This window comes from Methylobacterium sp. SyP6R (genome assembly GCF_019216885.1).
Classification (GTDB): Bacteria; Pseudomonadota; Alphaproteobacteria; order Rhizobiales; family Beijerinckiaceae; genus Methylobacterium.
On the sequence record NZ_JAAQRC020000003.1, the window covers coordinates 196,330 to 209,306 of the forward strand.

Genomic DNA, 12,977 nt, shown 5'->3' on the forward strand with positions numbered 1-12,977 from the left:
AGACGAAAAAATCGAAGAGGAAACGTCATGACGGATCAACCCACGGCCTCGGCCGTCGAGCGGCGGAGCTTCGTTGCGGGCACGGTCTACGTGTTCGAGCGAATCATCCCGGACCCCTTCGTCCTCGCGATCGGGCTGACCGCCCTCGTCGTGCTGGCCGCTCTCCTCGTCGCGCCGAACGGGGCCCCCGCCACCGTAGTCACCTCCTGGTACGCCGGGGTGTTCGGCATCCTGGGCTTCGCCTTCCAGATGATCCTGATCCTGGCGACCGGCCACGCGCTCGCCCATGCGCCCCTCGTCCAGCGGGGCTTGCGGGCACTGGTGCGGCGGGTGTCGACCCCCAACCAGGCCGTGGTCATGACCTTCCTGGTCGCCGCCACCGCTTCCTGGCTCAACTGGGGCTTCGGCCTCGTCATCGGGGCGATCCTGGCCCGGGAGGTCGCCAAACGCGTGCGACTCGATTTCGGCTGGCTCGTCGCGGCGGCCTATTCGGGCTGGGTGATCTGGGCCAGCGGCGTGTCGAGCTCGATCGCCCTGTCGCAGGCCACGCACGGCAACGCGTTCAACATCGTCGAGAAGCTCACGGGCGTGATCCTGCCGTTCAGCGAGACGGTCTTCACCGCGTTCAACCTGATCCCCACCCTGGTGGTCGTCGTCATCGTGCCGGTCGTGTTCGTGTGGCTGCGTCCGCGGGACAGCGAGGCGCAGATCTATGTCCCCCAGGACGAGCTGGCCCCGGCCAAGGATCCGCCCAAGTGTCCGGCCCTGCCCGACAGCCTGGCGGCGCGGCTGAACCGCTCGCGGGCGCTGAGCCTCGTCCTCGTCGCCCTCGGCGTTGCCGACCTCGCGGTGACCTGGACCAGCAAGAGCGTTTCGCTCGACGCCAATGCCGTCATCCTGATCTTCCTCATCGCCGGCATCGCCCTGCACGGCCGTCCGGTCGCCTACGTGGATGCGATGAAGAACGCCGCGAAGCAGACCGGCTCGATGATGCTCCAGTACCCAATCTACGGAGGCATCATGGGAATCATGGATACGACCGGCTTGGCCGCGATGATCTCGAAGTTCTTCGTGACCGTCGCCACCCAGCACACGTTGCCGTTCTGGACCTACTTCGCCTCGCTGTTCATCACCTTCCTGGTGCCGAGCGGGGGCGGGCACTGGGCGGTGCAGGGACCGTTCGCGATTCCCGCGGCGGTCTCGCTGCATGCGTCGCTTCCGGCCACCACCATGGCGGTCGCGATGGGCGAACAGGTGTCCAACATGATGCAGCCCTTCTGGGCGCTGCCCGTCGTGGCGATGGCAGGGATCGGGATCCAGCGAGTGCTCGGCTTCACTGTCGTCACCTTCGCGGTAGCCGGGACCGTCTACGGCGCCGCGCTGCTCCTGCTGGCGTGAGCGGGGAGGGGGAACGATGCCTGACTCGACCGCTGGGACCGCCGAGACGGGCGCCTTCCCGAATTCCGCCGGGACGGGTCTGCCGCGCAGCGGGACGGTCCCGAAGGCCTGCGACGCCCATTTCCACGTCCTCGACCCGCGCTTCGCGACATCGGAGACCACCCGGCCGGAGGGGACGACCTTCGAGGATTATCGCGCGATCCAGGCCCGGCTCGGGACCACGCGCGGCGTCATCGTGCAGGCAAAGTACCACCGCACCGACCCAGCCTGCCTCCTCGACGCCCTGGCCCGCCTGGGTCCGGACGGACGGGGCGTCGCGGTCGTTCATCCCGAGGTCCCGGATGCCGAGTTGCGGCGCCTCGATACCGGCGGCGTTCGGGGCTTGCGCTTCAGCGTCTGGAACCCGGCCGACACCGTCACCACCGTGGCGATGATCCGGCCGCTGGCGCGGCGCATCGCCGATCTCGGCTGGCACGCCCAGATTCATATGTCGGGCGCGCAGATCCTCGCCCATGCGGACCTGCTCGCGGAGCTGCCCTGCCCGATCGTGATCGACCACATGGGCCGTCTGCCGCCGCGGGAAGGGCCGGACCACCCGGCCTTCGGGGTCATCGCCCGCCTGATAGAGGGCGGGCGCACCTGGGTGAAGCTCTCGGGTGCCTATCTCAACACGGAGCAGGGACCGCGGGGCTATGCCGACGCCACACGCATCGCCCGCGCCTTCGTCGGGCTGGCGCCCGATCGTCTGGTCTGGGGCAGCGACTGGCCGCACGTGACCGAGCCGCACAAGCCTGATGATGCGGTTCTGTTCGATCTCCTGACCGAATGGGCCGGCAGCGAACGGCAGCGCGACCGCATCCTGGTCGACAACCCCGCAGACCTATATTGTTTTGGTTGAGCTGTGCTCGGCATTGCTTCGATTGGTCCGAGGTGACCCCAATGCACGTTCCATGGGATTGCCCCACGATCCGGGGCAATCCCAAACCCACCTGCCGCCTCGCCCTGCTAGCGGCCTTGGATCCGCGACGTCGCTGCGTCCAACCCCAATCACGGGTTGGCGCTACAAGCTGCCGGCCTTTAGCGCACGCAGGCGTTGGGCTCCCGTCTCGGCCGGGCTGCCGGCCAGGCAGAGGCGGCGTTCGATGGCATCTAACTGGCGGCTTTGGGCCGCCAGCAAATGGCGAAGGCCCATGATGCTGGTCTGCAAGGCCCTGGCATCCGCGAGTGGATCAACGGACGGGAGGTGCTGGGTCGGGTGATTTGGCATGGCCCCATCAGGCCAGGGTCATGCTTAACTAAAGGTAAAAATCTAGGACACCTGGCCTATCCGCCGGCTGGCTCCTTGCGCTTGGCGACTTACTTCCCGCTTCCGCCGCTCATGGCAATGAAGTCGTGCGCCCGGTCATAGGCAAGCCGGATCAACCCCGCGTGCCAGGGATCTGTCATGTCCAGGCAGTCCCACGCAGGGCATTCCGGAATGCGCTCGCGTGCACGCTCGTGCATGGAGCGAGCAACGAGTTCGAGAGGCTGGGGGTCGGCATCATGATGGATCATTGTAGCGCGCCCCACGCCCTTTATTGCGGCGTTGTGGAGGCATAAGCCGCTTGCATCTAAATTGTCTTACCCTGACGTCCCATTTTCTTATCAAGGCGTCTCAAAATGAAGCTGCGTAGCATCCGCTTGGACGTGCTCGTGCAGTTCGTGGGCGAGACGGCAATCGGCGCTTTTTGTCGTCCAGGCGCCGTGCGGCGCATATCGGCGCCCGCCTCGGCCACCTCACTGACCGGCGAGGGCCGCGTGCTCGCCGCGCGAGTTCTGTACCCCGGAGCAGCGGGCGGTCCTCGAGGTGTACCGCCGCGGGCTCGCCCAGGCCGAGGCAGCCAGACTTCCCTGCCCGAGCGGGTGGATGGTCTGGCGCGCGCCGGGTTCGATCCGAATTGCGTCGCCGCCGGCCTGTTTGGCTCGGTGCTCCGGGTGCCCGGTCGGGTTCGGCCGATTAGGCCAAGACCGTCAAGCAGGCGGTCCGCCGCGAGAGCCCGGAATGATCGAACCTGAGACAGGCTGCGCTCCTGCACCTCGTCGGGCACGATCCGGCAACGCGGCTGCCGGCGGTGACAGGCCGAGCGCATCCGGGCTTTCCTCGGCCGCGAGGGCAAAGGGTTGGCCGAGGTGCTGTTCAATCCGACCGATCGGGCGCTGATGAACAGCTATGCCGGCGCCGTCACGATGACCCACATGCCGGGCGGGGGGCGCTTGCCCGATGGCGGTCGGGCCTCCCACATCGCGCGGCAGATCATGAACATTGTCGCGGTTGGCGTCGGCTTCAAACTGGCCGGCCCGGGAGGCAGGTCGCTCGGGGCAGCGGGGGCGCGGGTCGCGAGGGACGATTGCCGCCGGAGGTCTCAACGACGCCCGCGTCGCCCGCTTGTTCGAGGGTGGAGCGTCCCGCCCCGCTGCCACCGGCGGCTGTCATGGGCGGTCACGGCAGCGCTGCAGGGCTGATGCCCAGTGTGCTGAATTGGTAATGTCGAGGGGCGCGCTGTCCAAATTGGACAGCCGCTCCGCTAAAGCTTCGCTGAACAGGGAAAGGTGTCGATCAACCCCAGGGCCATCACGTAGCTGGCGGGCTCATGAGCGAGAGCCGGATTGGCCTCGACCTTCCGGCGTAGTATCTCGCGGTGCTGCGCCGGCATGATGTTGAGGGAGGGGGTGGGCGGAACAGGGGGCCGTGACTGGCCTTCGCGTTGACCTGCCGGATTTCGTCGATCAATCCGCTCAGGCAGCCGGTCCCGTAGGGTGCCAACGGACGCCGCAGGATATCGCCCGCGATGGGATCGGCCCGCGCCGGCAGCGCGAGCAGGATCAACCCCAGGATCACAACCGCTCTCACCGCGCTGCCTCCCGCGTGCCCTTCGCGGTGCCGATCATGAACAGGCGCGGCCACACCTCCACCGTCGTCGGCGCGGCGGCTGGGCCGTTCGTGACGGTGTGCGGGCGACGAACTCGCCACCGGTCGCCGCCACGTCAACCTCGCGAGGGATGTGGACGCGCAGGCCCGGCATGGTCTCGCCGCGGGCATGCGCCGCGGCCTGACCGAGGCTGCGGGTCAGGTGATTGAACGTGGCGTCGTCCACGGAAACATCCGCCGCCCCTGATCTCGACTTTGGCCATTCAGGCAGCGTTGCAGAGGGCGTAGGCCCATAGCGGCGGCAGAGCGAAGCGAGGTTTCGTGCTGTGTCGCTTGGGCCGGGGATGTTGCCAAAGCCCGCTCCCGCTAGAGAGCCTGGCGGACGCTGGCCAGCGCATCCAGGAAGGTGGTGCGCCTTCGGATAACAGGCGGCCTGCGCCGCCTTGCGCACGCGGGCGGGGAGTCGCGCGGCCAGCAGGGTGACGATCGAGAACAGGACGAGCAGGCAGGGGATGGTGCGGGTGATCGCCTCGTCCGACCACCGGCGCTGCGTCTCGACGCCGAGGTGGGCGCGGGTCTTCTGAAAGGTGACCTCGACGCTCCAGCGCCGCACGAACCACGTCACGATCTGTTCGGGATCACGCTCCAGGTCGGTACACAGCAAGGCCTGGGGTGAGGAGCGCTCCTCTGGATCGCGGATCAGCATCCATCGGACCGGCACCACCGGCAGACCCGCGTGCCACTAGACGGCCGTCTCGCTGGCGACCTCGACGGTGCGCTCGCCGGTCCCGTATCAGCCCGCCACCGTGAGGCGATTCCAGAATGTGGCCTCCTCGACGAGGACCTGCGCCAGGCTCGGGCGCCGCGCGCCCTTGATGCGCGGACGTCCGACAGTGCCGGGCCGGCGGGGCGGAGCCGGATCGTAGAGGGCCGCATCGAGGCGCAAGCGGGTACCGACCGTCACGCCGCGGCGGCTCGGGGCGGCGAGGAGGGCCAGCGCCGCAAAGCCGCTGTCGGCGACCAGAACGAGGTCGCGCCCCATTATACTGTATTGCACGCATGTCGAGCCGAAATATGTTCAAGATAGAAAGAAATGCGCCGCCGGTCAATAGTATCGAATTCTTCTGCCGGCACCCAGGTGTCGGAATTCAAGGTCAGCTGCCGCTCGCCTAGAGCTGCCGGAAGAACCATTTCGCTACGTCCGCATGGTATAGTATCGATGTGCTGTACTGTACCCGTGCTGTCCAAGACACGCACGTTCAAAGGACGATCGCGATAGTTGACGACGTGCAGACCGAGATGCGTTACCGGCGTTTCGCAGGGAAGGTTGAGAACGGCATGTCCGCTGGAGTAGAAGGCGGTCTCGTCCCGAGACCATCCCACACCCAGCCAATCTGAGAGCGATTCGGCGGGCACGGCCGAGGTCAATGGTCGCGCGACCCCGGTCGTCCCGCCGCCAGCCTCGGCGTCGGGCTCCAGTACGAGGTTCAAACCAACGCGTCGAAACATGTCGTGCGTGAATGGCTCGGACCAGCCGCTCTCGAACCAGCCGAATTTGCGGATGCAGTAGACGGAGACGCCGTCGAGCCGCAAGCCCCAGTGAGGCCACCAAGCGTCCTGGATCGGCTCTGCGGCGAACGCGATCACTCCAGCCGTTTTCAGCCGGTCGGCGCAGCGTGCGATCACTTGCCATGGGCGTACGGCGTGATGCAGCGCTTCATAGAAGAAGACCATGTCGAATCGACCGTCGACTTGGAATGTCTCGAACGTGCCGACGAGTGCGGTGATCGGAAGGTTCAATCGGACGGCACGCCGATTGATCAGCGCAACGAAGTCGGGGTTGATGTCCAGCGCAACGACGTCGGCACCGAGCATGGCGAGGAACTCGGTGGTCAATCCCCACCCCGCACCGATGTCGAGCACCCGCGGAGTCGCTGGAAGACCGGCGAGCCGCAGGGCGCGGCCGATGCGCAAGTGATGGAGAACAAGGCGTGACGGGTCGCGCCAGCCATAGGGGTTAGTGGCGGCCGCGTGAGAGTCGATGTCGAACTGCGTGAGTTCGTTCGTGGACTGGTCGAGGACTCGGCCAGAGATCTCCTGGTAGAGCGCGACTTGAGCAGCTACATAAGCGTCGCTGTACGGGTCGAGGTGTTGATCGACCGGCGTGTCGTAGCTCAGGGCGAAATTGTTGAGCAGCGTCTGCCCTTCGGGGGACTCGGGACCTCCGGCCGCATCGACGGCGTCGACGAACACATCGAGTTCGTGCGTCGTGTAGAGCGTCGTCGCCGTGGGGGCGGGGCTGGGCGCGGCAGGGGGAGGCGGGCAGGCCTTTGGATCGCTGGGTGAGCGGCCCTCGGACTTCCCGTATCGGAGGAAATGCGTGAGCCCGTCCAGGATCTCGCCGCGTTCCACCGCGGTTGCAACGTCCGGGTAGGCCGTCAGGTACCAAGCCTCGTCGAAGGCCGCCTTCTCGTCCATCATTGTCTCCCCGACGGCGCGATCGCGGACCCGTGTCACCTACCAGCGGCGTCACAGGAACGGCAGTGCATCTACGCCGTCAAGCGCCGGCCGCTTTCTACGGCGTCATGCCGGCACCGGTCGCTTCACTCGTCCGGTGGGCCTGTCGGCAGCAAGACGAGGCCAGAGCGCCGTCATTCTCGATTCACCGCGGTCATGCCGTCTGCCGACGAGGGGCGCTCATGCGACGCGCGAGGCGTCGAACGTCACGACGATGTCGTTGAGGCAGCCGTATTTCATGAGGTTGTCGTGTAAGATGCGGCTGATATCCTGGAGCACGAACCGCTCCAGCGTACCGCCGTCTCGGACGATGAACGTCTCTGGAAACGTATTGATGACCCATTCTAGAAAGTCGAGCGGCTGCGAGCGCGAGTGGTGCAGCAGGCACCACGAGTTGAACTCAAAATGCACCAGTGCGTTTGACCGCCAGATGAGGTCGGCCGCGCTCCTCAGGATCATCGGCTTGAAACCCTCGCAGTCGATCTTGATGAAGTCCGGCAGGCGTCCGTCGGTCCTGGCGAGCAGAGTGTCGGGATTGAGCATCGTCACGCTGGTTCCGAACGAAGCGATGTGGCCGTAGGCCGACTGTTCGTTGAAGAGCGTCCGGCCGTTGCGGTCGCCGATGGCGCAGTGCACAGCCGTGACGTTGCGGACGTCGTTGTCAGCGAGATTGCGCTGCAGGAGATCGAAGACCGGACGGTTGGCTTCCACCGCCGTGACGTGCCCGTCGGGACACAGGCCTGCCATCATGAGGGCGGTGACACCAATATTCGCGCCGATGTCCCAGCAGATGTAGTCGGGCCTGAGATAGCGTGCGCTGAAATCCTCGAACGAGGCTTCAAAACGATCGGTGATGCTCGCGTAGTAGGGATCTAAGTCGTCGAGCCCGGCGATCTGGCGGAGCGTCCCGTTGAGGGTCACGGATTTGATCGGCATGTCGCACTCGGTGTCGTGGGTTGAAGCCCGCGGTTGTGTGCACGACGGTGCGCTTGCCCCGTCTGCCCGACCTGGAGGGCGGGCGGCCCGCGAACCGGTCAACGCATGGCCGTCCGATGACGCGCCGTCGTCCAGTCGCGATCATAACGGCTTCGACGCTGTCTGCGAGCCTCCCGGCCACCACCCACGGGGGGGGGGGCCGGGAGGCTCGCAGACAGCGCGGGCGATTGCGGGGGGCACGCGCATCGGAGTGGCAGCGAGAATCTCGGGCGCGTCGCCTCGGCCGGTCGCGCTTCACGCGAGGATGAGGCCGTGCTGGAACGCGGCGCTGTGGTTGTTGAGGTTCTCGAGGCTCTGAGCAAAGCCGATCAGCACCTCGGCCCGGTCGAGCACGCCGTGGTCGAGGGCATTCGTCCAGTTGGCAAGGCCCTGCGCGTCCGGCGCCCGGTGCAGGGCGTTCTCGTAGAGCTCGTGCACGAAGGTGGTGTTGCTGGTGCTGGCGCCGTAGTTCTGGACAAATTCCTGCGAGTCGACGAATTGCTGGGCCACCCACTTCAGGCTGCTGCCGGTGTCGAGCACGTTCGTCCAGTTGACCAGGCCACCCGCATCGGGCGCCCGGTCGAAGGCCGCGCCGTAGAGCAGGGCCGCCGCGCTGGCATTGCCCTGGACGTCGAGCACCACCGTCTTGTCGTTGAACTGCACCTGCGAGACGCCGCTGACCAGGTCCATCTTGCCGTCGGCACGGATCAGCTGCCAGGAGCCGTCGCCCTGCTTGACGAAGTTCCAGTCGCCGTAGTTGCCGGATTCGACAAGCCGGTCCTGCCCGCCGCCACCGGTGACGATGCTGTTGCCGCTGCCGCTTACGAAGACGTCGCTGGCCTTGCCGCCGACGAAGGTGGTGATGCCGTGCCCGCCGACCAGCGTGTTGCCGAGGTCGTTGGCGATGAGCGTGACGTGACCGTCGCCGGCATAGGCCGTCTTGACCGTGCTGTCGGCGCTCAGCGTCATGGCGTGCCCGGCGATCGTCGAGGTCGCACCGGCATGCAGGTCGATGACGTCGTTGCTCGTCGTCGCGGCGGCGTTGATCACCGCGTGGCCCGAATTGGCGTGGATGACGTCCCGACCCGAGCCGAGGGAGCCATAGGCGTCGGTGAACACGAAGATGTCGTCGGAAAGCCCCGCGTCGGCGCCGTGCAGCGCCAGCGTCGCGCCGGTGAAGTTCCCGGTGGCCGCGCCCGCGCCCTCGCTCACCTTCAGGGTCCACTGACCCGCGCCGCCCTCGCTCAGGAACGCGTTCGAGCTGAAGGTGAAGGACTGGAACGCCGCGCTGCCGCCGTCATGGTCGAGCAGCGTGCTGACCGTGCCGTCCGGCGAGATCAGCTGCACCGTGAGGTCGCCGACCTTAGAGTGGGTACCCTGCAGCGTGATCTCGGCGGTCTCCACGTTGATCGCCTGGCCGACCGTGAAGGTGTAGCTGATGCTCGACCCGGCGGTCAGGGTCTTGGCCTGCGCTGCCGCGACGCTGAGGTTGAGCTCGTTCGCCGAGGTGTTCTGGCCGCCCCAGGTCTCGGCGAGGCGCACGGCGGTGCGGGCATCGACGACGCCGTAGCCGGTGTCGTTCGAGAACTTCAGGCCGCCGCCGTTCCAGTGGTCGGCGCCGTTGGTGGTGGTGGCGATCCCGGCGGGCTGCTCGGCGGCGTAGGCCAGGATGGTCTTGACGTCGCGCCAGCCGAGGTTCGGGTTGGCCTGCAGCATCAGGGCGGCGACGCCGCTGACCTGCGGCGCGGCGGCGGAGGTGCCGCCGAACTGGTCCGTCGTGTCGCCGGCCGAGTAGCCGGCCGCGCCGGCGAGGTCCGTCGTGGTCAGCGCGCGGGCGCCGCCGCTCGAGGGAGCGGCGACCAGCACCGAGGCGCCGCCATTCGAGTAGCTCGCGGCCTTGCCCTCCGAGGTCACCGCCGCGACGGTCACCATGTGACGGTCGTTGGTGAAGTTCGACAGGTTGGTGTCGCCGCCGGTCGCCCGGCCGTTGCCTGCCGCCACGACCTGCGTCGTGCCGAGGCCGCCCCGGCCGTGGTCGGCCGCATTCGACAGGTCGGCAAAGAATGCCGACCACGAGGCCTGGGCCCGATTGACGTAGAGCGACGCGTCCCAGCCCCAGGAGTTGTTGGCGACATCGAAGTTCACGGCGTTCGCCATGGTGGTGGCGACCTTGCTGGCCGAGACGCCGACGACCTGGAAGCTCGACAGCGTCGCATCGTAGGCGACGCCGATCGGCGCGGCGGCCGAGGGCTTGGCGTTGAGCAGGCCGGTCACCGCCGTCGCGTGCTGGCCGTTATCGTCGAACACCGCGATGCTGACGCCGGCGCCGGTCGCCTGCTTCCAGGCACCCGTTGCATCGATGCCGACCGTGCCGGTGCCGCTCTGCAGGTTCCACATCGCCTGGTTCGCGATGGCCGGGGCGCTGGTGTTGGAGGACAGGGCGTTGGCAAGAGTAGACCAGGTGGTGGGGGCCGACATCGTTCTGCTCCGAAGAAGTTGAGAGCAAAATGCCGGTATCGCCTGTCCAATCGGTTGAAATCTAAAGTTAAACGAATGCCACCGGTGCGCATCCTGAATAGAATGCCAACTCAGTCTTTGATTAACCTCACTAAGTTGCAATATGAATAGGATCTAAATGCAAGTGTAAACTTCAGACGCTGTAAACTGAACGAATGGTTGCTGCTGGCCGATCGAAAGCGACCTGTGAGATTAGGGAGTTGTGAAGCCTGCCCGGTAGGAGGTCGTGAAGCTTGACGATCGGTGAGCCGAGGCCGGCTTCACGCAAGTCCCAGGGGCCGGCGCGGTGTCTGCAGGATTGCGCCCCGCAGGCCCGCGGCCGGCCTCCTGCCGCGATCCGCGCCTCACGCGAGGATGAGGCCGTGCTGGAACGCGGCGCTGTGGTTGTTGAGGTTCTCGAGGCTCTGAGCAAAGCCGATCAGCACCTCGGCCCGGTCGAGCACGCCGTGGTCGAGGGCATTCGTCCAGTTGGCAAGGCCCTGCGCGTCCGGCGCCCGGTGCAGGGCGTTCTCGTAGAGCTCGTGCACGAAGGTGGTGTTGCTGGTGCTGGCGCCGTAGTTCTGGACAAATTCCTGCGAGTCGACGAATTGCTGGGCCACCCACTTCAGGCTGCTGCCGGTGTCGAGCACGTTCGTCCAGTTGACCAGGCCACCCGCATCGGGCGCCCGGTCGAAGGCCGCGCCGTAGAGCAGGGCCGCCGCGCTGGCATTGCCCTGGACGTCGAGCACCACCGTCTTGTCGTTGAACTGCACCTGCGAGACGCCGCTGACCAGGTCCATCTTGCCGTCGGCACGGATCAGCTGCCAGGAGCCGTCGCCCTGCTTGACGAAGTTCCAGTCGCCGTAGTTGCCGGATTCGACAAGCCGGTCCTGCCCGCCGCCACCGGTGACGATGCTGTTGCCGCTGCCGCTTACGAAGACGTCGCTGGCCTTGCCGCCGACGAAGGTGGTGATGCCGTGCCCGCCGACCAGCGTGTTGCCGAGGTCGTTGGCGATGAGCGTGACGTGACCGTCGCCGGCATAGGCCGTCTTGACCGTGCTGTCGGCGCTCAGCGTCATGGCGTGCCCGGCGATCGTCGAGGTCGCACCGGCATGCAGGTCGATGACGTCGTTGCTCGTCGTCGCGGCGGCGTTGATCACCGCGTGGCCCGAATTGGCGTGGATGACGTCCCGACCCGAGCCGAGGGAGCCATAGGCGTCGGTGAACACGAAGATGTCGTCGGAAAGCCCCGCGTCGGCGCCGTGCAGCGCCAGCGTCGCGCCGGTGAAGTTCCCGGTGGCCGCGCCCGCGCCCTCGCTCACCTTCAGGGTCCACTGACCCGCGCCGCCCTCGCTCAGGAACGCGTTCGAGCTGAAGGTGAAGGACTGGAACGCCGCGCTGCCGCCGTCATGGTCGAGCAGCGTGCTGACCGTGCCGTCCGGCGAGATCAGCTGCACCGTGAGGTCGCCGACCTTAGAGTGGGTACCCTGCAGCGTGATCTCGGCGGTCTCCACGTTGATCGCCTGGCCGACCGTGAAGGTGTAGCTGATGCTCGACCCGGCGGTCAGGGTCTTGGCCTGCGCTGCCGCGACGCTGAGGTTGAGCTCGTTCGCCGAGGTGTTCTGGCCGCCCCAGGTCTCGGCGAGGCGCACGGCGGTGCGGGCATCGACGACGCCGTAGCCGGTGTCGTTCGAGAACTTCAGGCCGCCGCCGTTCCAGTGGTCGGCGCCGTTGGTGGTGGTGGCGATCCCGGCGGGCTGCTCGGCGGCGTAGGCCAGGATGGTCTTGACGTCGCGCCAGCCGAGGTTCGGGTTGGCCTGCAGCATCAGGGCGGCGACGCCGCTGACCTGCGGCGCGGCGGCGGAGGTGCCGCCGAACTGGTCCGTCGTGTCGCCGGCCGAGTAGCCGGCCGCGCCGGCGAGGTCCGTCGTGGTCAGCGCGCGGGCGCCGCCGCTCGAGGGAGCGGCGACCAGCACCGAGGCGCCGCCATTCGAGTAGCTCGCGGCCTTGCCCTCCGAGGTCACCGCCGCGACGGTCACCATGTGACGGTCGTTGGTGAAGTTCGACAGGTTGGTGTCGCCGCCGGTCGCCCGGCCGTTGCCTGCCGCCACGACCTGCGTCGTGCCGAGGCCGCCCCGGCCGTGGTCGGCCGCATTCGACAGGTCGGCAAAGAATGCCGACCACGAGGCCTGGGCCCGATTGACGTAGAGCGACGCGTCCCAGCCCCAGGAGTTGTTGGCGACATCGAAGTTCACGGCGTTCGCCATGGTGGTGGCGACCTTGCTGGCCGAGACGCCGACGACCTGGAAGCTCGACAGCGTCGCATCGTAGGCGACGCCGATCGGCGCGGCGGCCGAGGGCTTGGCGTTGAGCAGGCCGGTCACCGCCGTCGCGTGCTGGCCGTTATCGTCGAACACCGCGATGCTGACGCCGGCGCCGGTCGCCTGCTTCCAGGCACCCGTTGCATCGATGCCGACCGTGCCGGTGCCGCTCTGCAGGTTCCACATCGCCTGGTTCGCGATGGCCGGGGCGCTGGTGTTGGAGGACAGGGCGTTGGCAAGAGTAGACCAGGTGGTGGGGGCCGACATCGTTCTGCTCCGAAGAAGTTGAGAGCAAAATGCCGGTATCGCCTGTCCAATCGGTTGAAATCTAAAGTTAAACGAATGCCACCGGTGCGCATCCT

General features: G+C 67.0%; 8 protein-coding genes. 2 read left to right on the top strand and 6 right to left on the bottom strand.

What is annotated here, in order from left to right:
• Positions 1-27: 27 nt before the first annotated feature.
• Complete coding sequence (locus HBB12_RS33620) at positions 28-1,398, top strand: short-chain fatty acid transporter (RefSeq protein ID WP_236993593.1); 1,371 nt, start codon at positions 28-30, stop codon at positions 1,396-1,398.
• 16 nt (positions 1,399-1,414) lie between these two features.
• A complete protein-coding gene (locus HBB12_RS33625) occupies positions 1,415-2,296 on the top strand; it encodes an amidohydrolase family protein (protein ID WP_236993594.1) in 882 nt (293 codons plus the stop codon).
• A 2,026-nt stretch (positions 2,297-4,322) separates the two neighbouring features.
• Here HBB12_RS33625 and HBB12_RS33630 read toward each other — a convergent pair.
• From HBB12_RS33630 to HBB12_RS33655, 6 genes are all read right to left on the bottom strand, one after another.
• Positions 4,323-5,012, bottom strand: coding sequence for a hypothetical protein (locus HBB12_RS33630; RefSeq protein ID WP_236993595.1), 690 nt, complete (start codon positions 5,010-5,012; stop codon positions 4,323-4,325).
• 87 nt (positions 5,013-5,099) lie between these two features.
• The gene (locus tag HBB12_RS33635; RefSeq protein WP_236993596.1) at positions 5,100-5,348 is read right to left on the bottom strand and encodes a transposase; all 249 of its coding nucleotides are present in this window, start codon (positions 5,346-5,348) and stop codon (positions 5,100-5,102) included.
• Positions 5,348-6,784: a class I SAM-dependent methyltransferase gene (locus HBB12_RS33640; RefSeq protein ID WP_236993597.1), complete on the bottom strand. Its 1,437-nt coding sequence runs from the start codon at positions 6,782-6,784 to the stop codon at positions 5,348-5,350. Before HBB12_RS33640 ends, HBB12_RS33635 begins: the two co-directional genes overlap by 1 nt.
• Before the next feature lie 219 nt (positions 6,785-7,003).
• Positions 7,004-7,759 carry an FkbM family methyltransferase gene (locus tag HBB12_RS33645; RefSeq protein WP_236993598.1) on the bottom strand — a complete coding sequence of 252 codons (756 nt, stop codon included), beginning with the start codon at positions 7,757-7,759 and terminating at the stop codon, positions 7,004-7,006.
• A 294-nt stretch (positions 7,760-8,053) separates the two neighbouring features.
• Positions 8,054-10,276: a DUF4214 domain-containing protein gene (locus tag HBB12_RS33650; protein ID WP_236993599.1), complete on the bottom strand. Its 2,223-nt coding sequence runs from the start codon at positions 10,274-10,276 to the stop codon at positions 8,054-8,056.
• Positions 10,277-10,659: 383 nt separating this feature from the next.
• Positions 10,660-12,882, bottom strand: a complete 2,223-nt coding sequence (locus tag HBB12_RS33655; protein ID WP_236993599.1) for a DUF4214 domain-containing protein — start codon at positions 12,880-12,882, stop codon at positions 10,660-10,662.
• Positions 12,883-12,977 lie beyond the last annotated feature (95 nt).

Coding starts and splice junctions, on each gene's coding strand:
- HBB12_RS33620 (WP_236993593.1), top strand. CDS start 28: ATGACGGATCAACCCACGGCCTCGGCCGTCGAGCGGCGGAGCTTCGTT.
- HBB12_RS33625 (WP_236993594.1), top strand. CDS start 1,415: ATGCCTGACTCGACCGCTGGGACCGCCGAGACGGGCGCCTTCCCGAAT.
- HBB12_RS33630 (WP_236993595.1), bottom strand. CDS start 5,012: ATGCTGATCCGCGATCCAGAGGAGCGCTCCTCACCCCAGGCCTTGCTG.
- HBB12_RS33635 (WP_236993596.1), bottom strand. CDS start 5,348: ATGGGGCGCGACCTCGTTCTGGTCGCCGACAGCGGCTTTGCGGCGCTG.
- HBB12_RS33640 (WP_236993597.1), bottom strand. CDS start 6,784: ATGGACGAGAAGGCGGCCTTCGACGAGGCTTGGTACCTGACGGCCTAC.
- HBB12_RS33645 (WP_236993598.1), bottom strand. CDS start 7,759: ATGCCGATCAAATCCGTGACCCTCAACGGGACGCTCCGCCAGATCGCC.
- HBB12_RS33650 (WP_236993599.1), bottom strand. CDS start 10,276: ATGTCGGCCCCCACCACCTGGTCTACTCTTGCCAACGCCCTGTCCTCC.
- HBB12_RS33655 (WP_236993599.1), bottom strand. CDS start 12,882: ATGTCGGCCCCCACCACCTGGTCTACTCTTGCCAACGCCCTGTCCTCC.